Genomic DNA, 14,312 nt, shown 5'->3' on the forward strand with positions numbered 1-14,312 from the left:
GAAACGTCTAATACAGCGGCTGCACCCAGCCGATCACCAGCGAAACGGTCACCGCAGCCAGCACCGTCGAGATCAGGATGGCCGTCGAGACGCGCTGGGCCGCGACTCCGTAATGCTGCGCCAGCATGTAGACATTGCCCGCCACGGGCAGCGCCGCGGCGGCAATCATCACGGCGGCGGCATAGGGTGCCACGTCAAAGACCAGCAGCGCGGCTACGGCGACGGCGGCGGGATGCAGCACCAGTTTGCAAAAGCTGAGCCAGCCCGCAACATGCGGCCGCTCGGCGGATTTACCGGCCAGCGATGCGCCGATGGCAAAGAGGGCGCCGGGCGTGGCCGCGCCGCCGAGGATGATCAGAAATTCGTTGATCGGACCGGGGATGGGCCATTGCAGCGCCGACCATGTCAGGCCCACGACTATGGACACGATCATCGGGTTCTTCAGTAGGCCAAGGCCAACCGTGCCCAGAACGGCAGGCCGCATGCGCCCGTCGCGGGTGCCGGTGATCACAACCACGATCAGCGCCCCGAAGACGATCAGATCGACCGCCAGCACCAGCATGACGGATGCGATCGCGGCCTCACCCATGAGAATCGCCAGCATCGGAATCCCCAGAAAACCGACATTGCCGATGACGGCGCATTGCGCCTCGACGGCGGCCTCCTCGGCGCGGATGCCGCGCAGCCAGGCGATGCCGGTGGCCAGCAGATAGACCACCACCGAGCCGCAGACATAGGCCAGCACGAAGGGCAAATCGAACACCTCGCGCAGGCCCAGATTTGCCGAAAAGCGGATCAGCATCGCCGACAGCGCGAAGTAGAAAACGAATTTCGTGAGATAGGCCGTCGCCTGGGGCGTGAAAAATCCAGTGCGCCCCGCACCGTAACCCAGCGCGATGATCATGAAGAAGGGCAGGGTCTGGATGAAAATCGCGGCCATGGCTCTTGGTAGCAGGCGCGCATCTTACTGTCGCGCAAAAAGGGGCAGGCACATGAGCGCAGTCAGCGGCGCGATCCGCAAGGGCCGCAAATTCGATCAGGTGCTCGAGGGCGCGCGAGAGGTTTTCATGCTAAGCGGCTTTGATGGCGCGAATGTCGATGACATTGCGCGCGCCGCAGGCGTCTCCAAGGCGACGCTCTACAGCTACTTCCCCGACAAGCGCGTGCTGTTTTCCGAAGTGGCCCGCATCGAATGTGACCGGCAGGCCAGCGCCGCCATGGCCGAGATCGACCCGACCGCCCCTGTCGAGACGTCCCTGCGCGAGCTGGCGGACCGCATCACCCGATTTTTCCTGTCGGATTTCGGACAGCAGATTTACCGCATCTGCGTTGCCGAGAGCCACCGCTTTCCTGACCTTGGGCAGCGCTTCTATGCGTCGGGCCCGCAAATGCTGCGCACGCGGCTGGGCACGATCCTGTCCGCATATGTCGCACGCGGTGCGCTTAAGATCGACGATATCGACATGGCGGCCAACCAGATGGTCGAACTGTGCAAAAGCGATCTGTTCTCGCGCCGTCTTTGCGGGATAAACGATGGCATCTCGGAGGCCGATATTGCCCGCGTCACAGGCGCCGCCGTCGAGATGTTTCTAGCGCGCTACGGCGTGTCGGCGGACGCGGGGCAGACCTGAGCCGGGGCTTCGCTGACAGGGCGCGCGCGACCTCCGCACTCGACATTGCCCCCAATCGGGCGATATCAGACACACGCGCCCGCCCCGCCGTGCGCCCTCCGCACCGCTGCCGAAAAGGATCGCGCCATGATCAAGGCCATTGCCCCCGCCCTCTTTGCCCTCGGCCTCGCGCTGATCCAGCCCGCGCATGCCCAGGATGCGGAGGCGCCGGTTGAGTCCGAGCCGCTGCGCCCGGTCAAGCTGATGACGCTTGAGGCGGGCGCAGGCGACATCCGGCGCGAGTTCTATGGCCGCGTGCGCGCCCGCGAAACGGTGCATCTGGCCTTTCAGGTGGGCGGCCAGATCACGCAATTCCCGGTGGACGAGGGAGCTCCTCTGGAGGAGGGCGCGCTGATCGCACAGCTGAATCTTACGCCGTTCCGGCGCGAGGTGGCGCGCGCGCAGGTCGATCTGGAAAAAGCCGAGCGTGACGTGACGCGCCTGTCCAAACTCGCCGGCAATGCCGTTGCCGAAGTCGAAGTGCGCAATGCCGAGACCACCGCCGATCTGGCCCGCATCCGCGCCGAAGAGGCGCAAGAGGCGCTGGAGGATGCCACGCTCAAGACGCAGTTCGACGCGCTGGTCGCCCGCCGCGAGGTTGCGAATTTTACCACCGTCTCTCCGGGCGAACCGGTGGTCCTTTTGCACGATATGTCCGAACTCAGGGTCGATGTTTCGGTCCCCGAGGTGCTCTTCCGCCGCGAGCGGTCGCAAGGCGTGACCTTCGAGGCAAGCTTTCCGGGCGGCTCGGAAACATACCCGCTGGCCTTGCGGGAATTCGAGGCCGAGACGGCAGATGTGGCCCAGACATACGAGATCACGCTGGGTTTTCCCGGGGATGTGCCAGGCTGGGTGTTGCCCGGCGCGTCCGTTACGGTCGTGGCGCGTGCGGCGCGGCAGGAGGGTGCGCAGATCCTGATTCCGGAAACGGCGCTGTCCTTCAATGCGGATCGCCAGCCCGGCCTGATGGTGTTTGCACCGGACGGAGACGGCGACACCCAGGCGGATCAGGGCACCGTCACGTGGACGCCCGTCACCATCGAGATGCGCGACGACACGCGCGTCCATCTGGTCGACGGCCCCGCTGAGGGGACCGAAATCGTCGCCGCAGGCGCGGCTCAGCTGCGCGATGGCCAGAAGGTCCGCCGGTTCAAGGGGCTCGCACAATGAGCCTTGCCATCGCGCGCGGCGCCATCGCCCGGCCACTGATCACCTGGCTTTTGATGCTGGGATGCCTCTTTGGCGGAATTTGGGGGTTCGCCACGATCGGGCGGCTGGAGGATCCGGCCTTTACGATCAAGAACGCCATCATCATCACGCAGTATCCCGGCGCCAGCGCCGAAGGGGTCGCGCGCGAGGTATCCGAGCCGCTCGAGTCGGCCATCCAGAAGATGGCCGAGGTCGATACCATAACCTCCTCCAACAAGCCGGGGCTCAGCCGCATCGACGTCGAAATCGCCAACACCTATGACGGCAGCGAGCTGCCGCAGGTCTGGGACCGCCTGCGCGCCCGTGTGACCGATGCGCGCGGCGCCCTGCCGCCCGGCGCCGGCACACCATTGGTCAACGACACGTTCGGCGACGTCTTTGGCATCTTCCATGCAGTCACCGCCCCCGGATTCTCCGACGCCGAGATACACGATATCGCCGATTTCCTGCGGCGCGATCTTCTGTCAGTTGACGGCGTCGCGGATGTGGTTCTATCGGGCCTGCCCGAAGAGGCGATCTTCGTCGAGCCTGACAGCGCCATCGTCGCCAATCTGGGCGTCCCGCCCGAGGCCATTCGCGGCGCCATTCAGGAGGTGACGGAAATCGTCGCCGCCGGTGCCGCCGAGCAAGTGGGCCAGAATATCCGCATCGACGCGCCTTCGGGTTCGACCAGCGTGGATGCCATTCGTGACCTGACCATCGGCGTTGGCGGCGAGTTGATCGGGCTCAGCGATTTCGCCTCCGTCACGCGCGGCAGAGTCGAAGATCCGTCGATGATCATCCGGCACGATGGCGAAGAGGCGTTCACCATCGGCATTTCGGGCAAGCAGGGGCTGAACATCGTCGATGTGGGCGCCCGCGTGGATGCGCGGCTGGACCGTCTGATGTCCGACATTCCCGTCGGTGTCGAGCTGCACCCGGTCTATCAGCAGCATGTGGTCGTCGATGAGGCGTCGTCGGATTTTCTTCTGAATCTCGCCATGTCCGTCACGATTGTCATCGTCGTTCTGGCGCTCTTCATGGGCTGGCGCGCCGCTGTCGTGGTTGGGGCAACTCTCTTTCTGACGGTCGTCGGCACGGTGTTTTTCATGGCCATCTTCGGGATCGAGATGCAGCGCATCTCGCTGGGCGCGCTGATTATCGCGATGGGGATGCTGGTGGATAACGCCATCGTCGTTGCCGAAGGCATGCAAGGCGATATGGAGGCCGGCAAAAACGCCGCCGACGCCGCCGAGAATACCGCGAACAAAACGCAGATCCCCCTCTTGGGCGCCACCGTCATCGGCATCATGGCCTTCGCCGGGATCGGCCTCAGCCCAGATGCGACGGGCGAATTCCTCTTCTCGCTTTTCGCGGTGATCGGCATTTCGCTGCTTCTGTCCTGGGTTCTGGCCATCACGGCCACGCCCCTTCTGGCGCATTACCTTTTCAAAGTGGGCGAGGGCGGTGGCGCGGGCGCATATGACGGCCCCGTCTTTCGCGCCTATGCTTCTCTCCTGCGCGGTGCGATCCGCGCGCGCTGGCTGGTGCTCGCGGCGCTCGTGGTGCTGACGGCGGCCTGTTACTGGGGCTTCGGCCAGGTCAAGCAGCAGTTCTTCCCGGACAGCAACACGCCGCTTTTCTACGTGCATTACAAGTTGCCCCAAGGGGGCTCGATCCAGTCCACGGCCCGCGACATGGCCATCGCCGAAGAGTGGCTGGCAGAGCGCGACGATGTGGTTTCGGTCTCGACCTTCGTTGGCGGCGGTGCGTCACGCTTCATGCTGACCTACGCCCCCGAAGAGGCGCTGCCGACCTACGGGCATCTCATTATCCGCACCGAGCGGCTGGAGCAGATCCCACCCCTCCGCGCGGATCTGGAGGCGTTCGGCCGCGCGAACCTGCCCGAGGGCGAATTCCGCACCGAGCGGCTGGCCTTCGGCCCTGGCGGCGGCGCGCCCATCGCGGCGCGCATTTCGGGCGCCGACGCGGACGTCCTGCGCCGCCTCGCTGCCGAAGTAGAGGCGCGCATGCTGGGCGCTTCGGATCGCCTGCAAGACCTGCGTACCGACTGGCGCGAGCGCGAAATGGTCATCCAGCCCCTCTATGACGATGGCCGCGCCAAGACTGCGGGCGTCACGCGCAGCGACGTGGCGCGCGCGCTGCAATACGCGACCGATGGCGCCCGGGCGGGCACGTATCGCGAGAATTCGCGCCTCATCCCCATCGTGCTGCGCAGCCCGGACGCCGAAGGCGCGACCGGAGAAAACCTCGTTGGCCAACCGGTCTATTCCAGTGCGGCGAACAGCTTCATCCCGCTTGAGCAGCTCATCGACGGCTTCGACTACGCCGCCGAAGACACCCTGCTCCAGCGGCGCGGGCGTCTGCCCACGATCACCGTCATGGCAGGCGTGCCTGCCGGCGTGAACTCGGCCGAGATCTTTGGCAAGATCCGCGGGCCGGTCGAAGAAATGGAGCTGCCCGAGGGCTACACCCTCGAATGGGGCGGCGAGTTTGAAAACTCGACCGAGGCGCAAAGCTCGCTTGGCAGTCGCCTGCCGGTGTCACTGCTGATCATGGTGCTGATCTCGGTGCTTCTCTTCGGCAAGCTGCGCCAGCCGCTCATCGTGTGGCTGCTGGTGCCGATGTCGGTCAACGGCGTCACCATCGGCCTCCTGGCCACGGGCCTGCCCTTTTCCTTTACCGCGCTTCTGGGCCTTCTCAGCCTCTCGGGCATGCTCTTGAAAAACGGTATCGTGCTGGTCGAAGAGATCGACCTGACTCGCGCCGACGGCGTCCCGTTCAGCCGCGCCGTGGTCGAGGCATCCACCTCGCGCCTGCGTCCCGTCATGCTGGCCGCAGTGACCACGATCCTCGGGATGATTCCGCTGCTTTGGGACGCTTTCTTCGCCTCCATGGCGGTCACCATCATGGGCGGCCTCGGCTTTGCCAGCATCCTCACGCTGATCGCCGCGCCCGTCCTTTACTACATGATGTTCCCCGCCGCCCGCCGCGAGGAGGCCGAGGCCAGCTAAGGCAAAACGGGCGCCCCCAGCCGGAGGCGCCCGTCCATTCTTCTTGCAAAAAATATCCCCGCCGGAGGCTCCCCCGGCGGCAAGACGCGGCTCAGCCCAACTCTTGCAGCCGCGCCAGCGCCGCGCGCAAGGTCTCGGCCTCTTCCTTGCGCAGGGCGAGGTTCTCGCGCGCCTCCTCGACCACCTCATCGGGCGCCGAGGCTACGAATTTGGGGTTGTTCACCCGGCCCTTCAGCCCGCCGATCTCCTTGTCGAGCTTGCCAAGCGTCTTCTCCAGCCGCGCCACTTCGGCCTCGACGTCGATGATATCCGCCAGCGGCAGGCCAAGGATGCCGCCCTCGACGGCGACGGTCGCACAGCCCTTGGGAAAGGCCTCCACATGCTCCAGCCCGGTCACCCGCGCCAGCCGCAGAATCATTGCCTCGTTGCGCGCCCAAGCGGTGCGGCCCGCCTCGTCGAGCGAGGTGGCGAGCAGAGGAATCTTGGCGCCCGCAGGCACATGCATCTGCGCGCGCGCGCTGCGCACGGCCTCGATCAGCGAGATCACCCAATTCATCTCGCGGTCCGCCGCCGCATCGACGGCACCCTCGCCATAGGTCGGCCAATCGGCGTGGATCAGCATCTTGTCGCGACTGCCAAGGCTGCCCCAAAGTTCTTCGGTGACGAAGGGCATGATTGGGTGCAGCAGGATCAGGCACTGGTCGATCACCCAGGCCATCGTCTCTTGTGTCTCGCGCTTGACCGCATCGGTGCCGTCCATCAGCAGAGGCTTGGAGAATTCGACATACCAGTCGCAGACCTTGCCCCAGACGAAGGCATAAAGCGCGCTGGCCGCGTCGTTGAAGCGATACGCCTCCAGCGCCGCATCCACTTCCATCCGGACCTTGGCCGTCTCGCCGATGATCCAGCGGTTCACCGTCTCTTCGGGGCGGGGAAGAGTATTGATGGAATACTCTTCGCCCAAGCCAGCCGGGGTCGCACCGTTCATCTCGGCAAACCGCGCGGCATTCCAGAGCTTGGTGCCGAAATTGCGATAGCCCGCGATGCGCTGGGTCGAAAGCTTCAGATCGCGGCCCATCGCCGCCATGGCGGTCAGGGTGAAGCGCACGGCATCGGTGCCGTATTCCTCGATCAGCTCCAGCGGGTCCAGCACGTTGCCCAGGGATTTGGACATCTTCTTGCCCTTCTCGTCGCGGACGAGGGCGTGGACATAGACATGGGCAAACGGCTTTTGCCCGACCACGGCGTATTGCATCATCATCATCCGGGCGACCCAGAAGAAGATGATGTCGAACCCGGTGATGAGTGTCGATGTGGGGAAATAGCGCTCCAGTTCCGGCGTCTCGTCGGGCCAGCCCAGCGTGCCGATGGGCCAGAGGCCGGAGGAGAACCAGGTGTCGAGCACATCCGCATCGCGCCACACCGGATAGACCAGCGTGGTGGGATCCTGGCTCGACACATAGTCCGCAAGGCTCTCGGCCAGTCGGTGCATCGCGTCCTCGCGGCTTGCCACCTCGACAAGGCGCGCGTGATTCAGCGGCGTCGGCAGGCCCGCCAGCACATCGGCGAACTTGTCTCCCAATGCGCCAAAATCGGGCGCGGCGTGATAGCGGTCGCTGCCGGGCGCCAGCGATTGATCCCAAAGCAGGCGCTGCATCTCGACCAGATCGAGCGCGCCGTCGCCCTCATCGTCGCGGAACGCGCCGCGCTCCAGATCGAGCCCGTACCAGACCGGGATCTGGTGCCCCCACCACAGCTGCCGCGAAATGCACCACGGCTCGATATTCTCGAGCCAGTGGAAATACACCTTGCGATCGCTTTCGGGCAGGATCGTCACCTCGCCCGAGCGCACGGCATCGAGCGCCGGCCCGACGATCTGCTGAGTATCCACGAACCACTGGTCGGTCAGCATCGGCTCGATCACCACCTTGGACCGATCCCCGAAGGGCTGCATGATCTGCTTGGCCTCGACCAGCGGCACGAGCGTATCCTCGCGCGCCTCGCCGCCCTCTTCGGGCGCCAGCGGCTTGGCAGCAGCGGCGCCCAGACGCGGGTCATGCGCCTGCGTCATCACGGCGAGACCTTCTTCGGTGATCTCCTCGACCACGCGCTTGCGCGCCTCAAAGCGGTCCAGCCCGCGCAGGTGATCGGGCACGAGGTTGATCGTGTCCACTTCGGCCTCGCCCAGCTCGCGCTCGCCCTTGGCCGCCTCCATCGCCAGCGCCGCCGCCTCGGCATAGGGCGCGCCGTCATCGCGCATCCGCGCGCGCGTATCCATCAGGCGGTAGCAGGGGATGCCGCCGCGCTTGGCCACGGCGTAGTCGTTGAAATCATGCGCGCCGGTGATTTTGACCGCGCCCGAGCCGAAATCGGGATCGGGATATTCGTCGGTAATGATCGGGATCAGGCGGCGATGTTCTTTTGGCCCGACCGGGATTTCGCACATCTGGCCCACGATGGGCGCATAGCGCGTGTCCGACGGATGCACCGCCACCGCGCCATCGCCCAGCATCGTCTCGGGGCGGGTGGTGGCGATCGAGATGTAGTCGCGCGTCTCCCGGAAGGTGACGTTACCGTCCTCGTCTTTCTCCAGATACTCGTAGGTCGCACCACCGGCCAAGGGATATTTGAAGTGCCACATATGCCCGGCGGTATCGACATTCTCGACCTCGAGATCCGAGATCGCCGTCTCGAAATGCGGATCCCAGTTCACCAGCCGCTTGCCGCGATAGATCAGCCCCTTGTCGTACATGTCGACAAAGACCTTGATCACGGCGTCGTGGAAATTGGGGCCATTGCCCTTGTCGGGATCGCCCGCCGCGCCGCCCATGGTAAAGGCCTCACGCGACCAGTCGGCGGAGGCGCCAAGGCGCTTGAGCTGGCCGATAATGGTGCCGCGCGATTTGACCTTCTGCTGCCAGACGCGATCCACAAAGGCCTCGCGGCCCATTTCCACGCGCGTCGGCTCGCCATTTGCGGCCATGTCGCGCTCGGTCACCATCTGGGTGGCGATGCCGGCGTGATCGGTTCCCGGCTGCCAGAGCGTGTCGAACCCGCGCATGCGGTGCCAGCGGATTAGGATATCCTGCAGCGTGTTGTTGAACGCGTGGCCCATATGCAGGCTGCCCGTGACGTTTGGCGGCGGGATCATGATGCTGAAGGGCTCGGCGCCGTCGCGCGCATTTGCACCCGCCTTGAACGCACCGGACGTCTCCCACGTCTCATAGAGCCGCTGTTCGGCCTCGGCCGCATCAAATGTCTTTTCCATCGCCATGGGAGTGCTCCTTTTCGCCTTGCGCTTGGCTTAGCCAATTCGGTGCGCAAGGGGAAGCCCGCGGCGTGCGGCGGCGTTGGCATGCGGCTTCGAGTATTTCCGCCAAGGTGAAGCAGAGGGGCGCTTGAGGCCTCGGACGCGCTGCTGCATGATCGAGGGATGATCGGCAGGCTTCGCCGCGCCGGACGGAGGCAAGACTGATGCTGCGCAAATGGGTCAGGCGGCTATACGAATGGGCGCTTCCGGGTGGAGAGGAACATCTGCGCGCCGGGCGCGAGGGCGGCCATGCGCGGCGCGGACCGGTCAAGCATGTCGTGATCCTCGATGGCACGATGTCATCGCTCTTGCCCGGCGAAGAAAGCAATGCGGGGCGTATCTTTCGCCTGCTGGCTCGTGAACGTGGCACGCATCTGAACCTGTATTACGAGGCGGGTCTGCAATGGCAGGACTGGCGCAGCACGCTTGGCGTGATGATGGGGCGTGGTCTCAATCGACAGATACGGCGCGCCTATGGGCATCTTTCCAGCCGCTACAGGCCCGGTGACACCATCTATCTGATCGGCTTTTCGCGCGGGGCCTATGCCGTGCGCTCGTTGGCTGGCGCGATCGAAAGGGTGGGCCTTTTGCGGGCCGAGGACGCGATCGAACGCAACGTGCGTCAGGCCTGGCGCTATTACCGCAATCCGCCCGCTCAGGGTGTTCTTGAGGCGCATCGCCGCGCGCATTGCCACGCCGAGGTGCCGATCGAGATGGTCGGGGTCTTTGATTCGGTGAAGGCGCTGGGTTTGCGCCTGCCGTTGCTGTGGCGCTGGGACGCGGCGACCTATGCCTTCCACTCGGACGCGCTGGGCGCCTCGGTGCGGCACGGCTATCACGCGCTGGCGCTGCACGAGACGCGCGTGGCCTACAGCCCCGTGCTCTGGCGCTCTGTTCCCGGCTCTTGCAAGGACGTGCAGCAGATGTGGTTTCGAGGTGCGCATGGCGATATCGGCGGCCACCTCGAAGGGTTCGAGCCTGCGCGCCCTCTGGCCAACATCCCGCTGGTCTGGATGCTGGAGCGCGGTGAGGCGGCGGGCCTGCCCCTGCCGGATGGCTGGCACAGGGAAATTCATTGCGACCCGGGCGCGCCATCGGTCGGCACCTGGCGCGGCTGGGGTTGGCTATTCTTGTTGCGTGCGCGGCGCGAGGTGGGTGTGGATCCCTCCGAGAGCGTGCACGAGACCGCAGGCGAGGCGGCGCAGGACATGATGCCAGACGCAAGAACGCCGCCCGTCTGACGGGGCGGCGCTTTTGATTTACGGGTCTGCCGATCAGGCGACGTCGCGCAGCTCGACCTTGGGGGTCACGCCCAAGGCGTGGCAAATGTCGCGTGTCAGCTCGGGCTTGTTCAGGGTGTAGAAATGCAGATCCTTCACACCATGATCCATCAGTTTCGAGCACATCTCGGTCGCGTGGGCCGTGGCCAGCAGGTCGCTGCGCCCGTCGCGCTCGGCGGTGGCGAACGCATTGTCCAGCCATTCGGGCACCGACGTGCCGCAGGAGAGGGCAAAGCGGCGCGCGCCCGACCAGTTCTCGATGGGGAAAATACCGGGGATGACGGGCTTGTCGATGCCCGCCGCCGCACAGCGGTCGCGGAAACGCAGGAAGGTGTCGGCGTCAAAGAAGAACTGCGTGATCGCCTCATCCGCGCCCGCGTCGAACTTGCGCTTGAGATAATCGATATCGGCATTCTCGTCCGCGGCCTCGGGATGCACCTCGGGATAGGCGCCGACGCGGATGGTGAATTGATCACGCTCTTTGAGGGCCGCAATCAGTTCGCAGCTGTTGGCGAAACCTTCGGGATGGGGAGTGAAGCCGCCCGAACCCTTGGGCGCGTCCCCGCGCAGCGCCACGATCTCGCGCACGCCGGCAGCCTGGAATTCGTCGGCGATGGCCATCGTCTCGGCGCGGGACGCGTTGACGCAGGTCAGATGCGCCGCGACGTTCAGCCCGGTGGCGCCGTGCAGTGTGCCGACCGCCTCGCGCGTCAGCTCGCGCGTCGTGCCGCCCGCGCCGTAAGTGACCGACACAAAGCGCGGCTGCAGCGGCGCCAGCGTGTGGACCGTATCCCAAAGGCGGAACGAGGCCTCGAGCGATTTGGGCGGGAAAAATTCGAAAGAGACATTCGGTGCGGGCATGACGGAAATCCTGTTCAAGGCTGTTGAGCCTTTGTCGCCAATGCGCTTAAGTTACGCAAATTCATAATATTCACGATCTACATGAGGCGCGCTAATATATGCATATCGAGTTCCGGCATCTGCGCACGATCCGCGCGATCCATGCCTGTGGCGGGCTGGCCAAGGCCGCCGATCAGCTGAACATCACGCAATCCGCGCTCAGCCATCAGATCAAGGGTCTGGAGGATCAGGCGGGGGTCGAGCTTTTCGTGCGCCGCTCGAAGCCGATGACGCTGTCGGCGGCGGGCCTGCGCCTTTTGCGCGTTGCCAACAAGGTGCTGCCCGAGATCGAGGCGCTGGAGGCCGAATTTTCGGGCGTGCGCGATGGCAGCAGCGGGCGGCTGCATATTGCCATCGAATGCCACGCCTGTTTCGAGTGGCTTTTCCCGGTGCTGGAAGCATTCCGCAAGAACTGGCCCGAGGTCGATGTCGACATCCGCCCCGGCCTGGCCTTCGACGCGCTGCCGGCGCTGCAAAAAGAAGAGGTGGATCTGGTTGTCAGCTCCGATCCCGAGGCGCTGCGCGGCATCGGCTTCAAGCCGCTTTTCGATTACGAGCCGGTGTTCCTGGCCTCCGCGCTGCACCCGCTGGCGCAGAAGGACTTTGTCGAGGCCGAGGATTTTCGCGGCCAGACGCTCATCACCTATCCGGTGGATCGCTCGCGTCTGGATGTCTTTACCGAGCTTCTGACGCCCGCCAAGGTCGAGCCTGCAAGCATTCGCCAAGTGGAGCTGACGGCCGTTATTCTGCTGCTGGTGGCGTCGAATCGCGGCGTCGCCGTGCTGCCGGACTGGGTGGTGCGCGAATTGCGCACGAGTGACGATTACGTGGTGCGGCCCATCACCGAGGGCGGGCTGACCAAACGCCTATACGCTGCGATCCGCGATGACGACGCGGCCAAGCCCTTCATGGCGCATCTGCTGAAACTGGCGCGGGAGATCCCGGTGAAATTGCAGCGGCGAGAGAAGGTCTAGTGGCGCGCGCGACGCAGGTACACCGGCGTGCATTTCAGCAAGGTCTTTGATCCCTGTCAAATCGCGCAATGCGCAGCCGTGCGACCCTTGGCGTCAGAAAAGGAGGGTTCACATGGAAGAGCTGGTCAGAGTAGGACGCGACTTCGTAGAAGCGATGCGAAACGGTCGCGGCATTGAACATGTAGACGAAATTTATGCGGAATACGCGGAATCTGTCGAGGCGGTCGTCCCGCCGGATCGGGATGTGCGCATCGCCAAGGGCCGCGACGCGATCAGGGCCAAACGCGAGGATTGGACGGCGTCCCACGAGATCCACAAGCTCGAAGCCGACGGGCCGTATGTCCATCCCCCCCACCGTTTCGGTGTGCGTTTCGCGGTCGAGGTGACACAGAAAGCCACGGGCAAGAAGATGACTTTGCGCGAGATCGCGGTCTATACCGTCGAGGCAGGCAAGATCGTGCGCGAAGAATTCTTCATGGCGCCGAAGTAGGCCAAGCTATTACTTTGTTGGCTGCCGCGCGGCCCCACGGCGGTGTCGTGTCGATCGCGCCCAAAGTTCGCCTCGGACATATCGGCCCAAATTGGCGCGAGTCTGATTGGCGGCGCATGGCTTTTCCCCTCGATGCTCTGGTATGAGCCACGGGCGAAACGCTTGGGGCTTCTCCCTCGCTTCGAAGGACCAAGATATGAAGTTTACCAGAACCGGCATCATTCTGAATACGGAAAACTATTCCGAATGCCGCGACTTTTATGGCTCGATTCTGGAACTTCCATTTCTGGAAACCATCAGCCACGATGATGGGGAGATTTCGGTTTTTGGTCTCGGCAACTCTTATCTTATGGTCGAGCAAGGAGGGGCGGCATGGTCGGGCACAAAACCGCTGGATCGCTGTCCGACGAAGTTTCGCTTCAACGTCGATGACATCGAGGCCGCGTGCGACTGGCTGGGGGCGAAGGGCGTCGCGGTGGAGATCTGTCGACACGATTGGGGCACGACCGCCGAATTTGCGGATCCCGACGGTAACAGATGCGCGCTGAGGTCGGAACGGGATTTCAATGGCTAATGGCGCGTATGCGCTGCCAAGTCGAAGGGGGTGGCCCCCCTTGCCCCGACCCCCGTCCCGGCCTATACGCGCGACTTGACCCGAGTATAGGACGCATCCCATGGCACTCAGCGCAAATCTCAACGTGATGATGAAGGCGGCCCGCAAGGCGGGGCGCGCGCTGGCCAAGGACTTTCGCGAGGTCGAGAACCTTCAGGTGTCGATGAAGGGCGCAGGCGATTTCGTCAGCCGCGCCGATATCCAGGCCGAGCAGATCATCAAGTCCGAGCTGATGAACGCGCGTCCCACCTATGGCTGGCTGGCCGAGGAGGGCGGCGAGGAGCCGGGCACCGACCCCACGCGCCGCTGGATCGTTGATCCGCTGGACGGCACCACCAACTACCTGCACGGCCTCGCGCATTGGGCGGTGTCCATCGCGCTGGAGCATAAGGGGCAGGTCGTCGCGGGCGTGGTCTATGACGCGTCGAAAGACGAGCTTTTCTTTGCCGAGAAGGGCGAGGGCGCGTGGATGAACGAATCGCGCCTGCGCGTGTCGGGCCGTGACAAGCTGATCGAGAGCATTTTCGCCACCGGCCTGCCCTTTGGCGGGCGCAGCGATCTGCCGCATACGCTTCAGGATCTGGCGCGGCTCTTGCCTGCCACCGCAGGCGTGCGCCGGTTTGGCGCCGCGTCGCTGGATTTGGCCTATGTGGCCGCTGGCCGCTATGACGGGTTCTGGGAGCGCCGTTTGCAGCCTTGGGACATGGCGGCGGGCCTTCTGATCGCCAAGGAAGCGGGCGCACTGGTCGAGCCGATGACCGAAGGCCGCGAGATACTGGACGAAGGCGCGGTGATCTGTGCCAACAACGCCATTTTCGGCAAGTTCGCCAAGATCATCCGCAATCAGTAGGC

At 64.5% G+C, this 14,312-nt stretch carries 11 protein-coding genes; 8 read left to right on the top strand and 3 right to left on the bottom strand.

The genetic code is table 11. From position 1 onward, the window contains the following. Nucleotides 1-7 precede the first annotated feature (7 nt). A complete protein-coding gene (locus tag BW975_RS04685) occupies nucleotides 8-940 on the bottom strand; it encodes an AEC family transporter (protein WP_076531398.1) in 933 nt (310 codons plus the stop codon). 52 nt (nucleotides 941-992) lie between these two features. On the opposite strand from BW975_RS04685, the gene BW975_RS04690 reads away from it, so the two are divergent. The 3 genes from BW975_RS04690 (at nucleotide 993) to BW975_RS04700 (ending at nucleotide 5,893) form a co-directional block, all read left to right on the top strand. Then, nucleotides 993-1,631, top strand: a complete 639-nt coding sequence (locus BW975_RS04690) for a TetR/AcrR family transcriptional regulator (protein ID WP_076531400.1) — start codon at nucleotides 993-995, stop codon at nucleotides 1,629-1,631. Between the two features lie 126 nt (nucleotides 1,632-1,757). Then, on the top strand, nucleotides 1,758-2,840 hold the full coding sequence (locus BW975_RS04695) for an efflux RND transporter periplasmic adaptor subunit (RefSeq protein ID WP_076531402.1): 1,083 nt from the start codon (nucleotides 1,758-1,760) through the stop codon (nucleotides 2,838-2,840). After that, nucleotides 2,837-5,893: an efflux RND transporter permease subunit gene (locus BW975_RS04700; RefSeq protein ID WP_076531404.1), complete on the top strand. Its 3,057-nt coding sequence runs from the start codon at nucleotides 2,837-2,839 to the stop codon at nucleotides 5,891-5,893. Before BW975_RS04695 ends, BW975_RS04700 begins: the two co-directional genes overlap by 4 nt. A gap of 91 nt (nucleotides 5,894-5,984) precedes the next feature. On the opposite strand, the gene BW975_RS04705 is transcribed toward BW975_RS04700, so the two are convergent. Next, complete coding sequence (locus BW975_RS04705; RefSeq protein WP_076531406.1) at nucleotides 5,985-9,167, bottom strand: valine--tRNA ligase; 3,183 nt, start codon at nucleotides 9,165-9,167, stop codon at nucleotides 5,985-5,987. Between the two features lie 200 nt (nucleotides 9,168-9,367). On the opposite strand from BW975_RS04705, the gene BW975_RS04710 reads away from it, so the two are divergent. Continuing rightward, nucleotides 9,368-10,444, top strand: coding sequence for a DUF2235 domain-containing protein (locus tag BW975_RS04710; protein ID WP_076531408.1), 1,077 nt, complete (start codon nucleotides 9,368-9,370; stop codon nucleotides 10,442-10,444). A gap of 33 nt (nucleotides 10,445-10,477) precedes the next feature. Here BW975_RS04710 and metF read toward each other — a convergent pair whose 3' ends face one another. Continuing rightward, the gene (gene metF, locus BW975_RS04715) at nucleotides 10,478-11,344 is read right to left on the bottom strand and encodes a methylenetetrahydrofolate reductase [NAD(P)H] (protein WP_076531410.1); all 867 of its coding nucleotides are present in this window, start codon (nucleotides 11,342-11,344) and stop codon (nucleotides 10,478-10,480) included. Nucleotides 11,345-11,442: 98 nt separating this feature from the next. On the opposite strand from metF, the gene BW975_RS04720 reads away from it, so the two are divergent. From BW975_RS04720 to BW975_RS04735, 4 genes are all read left to right on the top strand, one after another. Beyond that, entirely contained in the window at nucleotides 11,443-12,357 is a 915-nt protein-coding gene (locus tag BW975_RS04720) for a LysR family transcriptional regulator (protein ID WP_076531412.1), read from the top strand. Between the two features lie 112 nt (nucleotides 12,358-12,469). Next, entirely contained in the window at nucleotides 12,470-12,847 is a 378-nt protein-coding gene (locus tag BW975_RS04725) for a nuclear transport factor 2 family protein (RefSeq protein ID WP_076531414.1), read from the top strand. Between the two features lie 196 nt (nucleotides 12,848-13,043). Next, nucleotides 13,044-13,421, top strand: a complete 378-nt coding sequence (locus BW975_RS04730; RefSeq protein ID WP_076531416.1) for a VOC family protein — start codon at nucleotides 13,044-13,046, stop codon at nucleotides 13,419-13,421. A gap of 100 nt (nucleotides 13,422-13,521) precedes the next feature. Then, nucleotides 13,522-14,310 (top strand): inositol monophosphatase family protein, encoded by a 789-nt coding sequence (locus tag BW975_RS04735; protein ID WP_076531418.1) that lies wholly within the window; start codon nucleotides 13,522-13,524, stop codon nucleotides 14,308-14,310. The last annotated feature ends 2 nt before the right edge of the window (nucleotides 14,311-14,312 follow it).

Source organism: Roseovarius nanhaiticus, from assembly GCF_900156535.1.
Classification (GTDB): Bacteria; Pseudomonadota; Alphaproteobacteria; order Rhodobacterales; family Rhodobacteraceae; genus Roseovarius; species Roseovarius nanhaiticus.

Excerpts from the sequence above, each read along its gene's own strand:
- BW975_RS04685 (WP_076531398.1), bottom strand. The coding sequence starts at position 940 with ATGGCCGCGATTTTCATCCAGACCCTGCCCTTCTTCATGATCATCGCG.
- BW975_RS04690 (WP_076531400.1), top strand. The coding sequence starts at position 993 with ATGAGCGCAGTCAGCGGCGCGATCCGCAAGGGCCGCAAATTCGATCAG.
- BW975_RS04695 (WP_076531402.1), top strand. The coding sequence starts at position 1,758 with ATGATCAAGGCCATTGCCCCCGCCCTCTTTGCCCTCGGCCTCGCGCTG.
- BW975_RS04700 (WP_076531404.1), top strand. The coding sequence starts at position 2,837 with ATGAGCCTTGCCATCGCGCGCGGCGCCATCGCCCGGCCACTGATCACC.
- BW975_RS04705 (WP_076531406.1), bottom strand. The coding sequence starts at position 9,167 with ATGGCGATGGAAAAGACATTTGATGCGGCCGAGGCCGAACAGCGGCTC.
- BW975_RS04710 (WP_076531408.1), top strand. The coding sequence starts at position 9,368 with ATGCTGCGCAAATGGGTCAGGCGGCTATACGAATGGGCGCTTCCGGGT.
- metF (WP_076531410.1), bottom strand. The coding sequence starts at position 11,344 with ATGCCCGCACCGAATGTCTCTTTCGAATTTTTCCCGCCCAAATCGCTC.
- BW975_RS04720 (WP_076531412.1), top strand. The coding sequence starts at position 11,443 with ATGCATATCGAGTTCCGGCATCTGCGCACGATCCGCGCGATCCATGCC.
- BW975_RS04725 (WP_076531414.1), top strand. The coding sequence starts at position 12,470 with ATGGAAGAGCTGGTCAGAGTAGGACGCGACTTCGTAGAAGCGATGCGA.
- BW975_RS04730 (WP_076531416.1), top strand. The coding sequence starts at position 13,044 with ATGAAGTTTACCAGAACCGGCATCATTCTGAATACGGAAAACTATTCC.
- BW975_RS04735 (WP_076531418.1), top strand. The coding sequence starts at position 13,522 with ATGGCACTCAGCGCAAATCTCAACGTGATGATGAAGGCGGCCCGCAAG.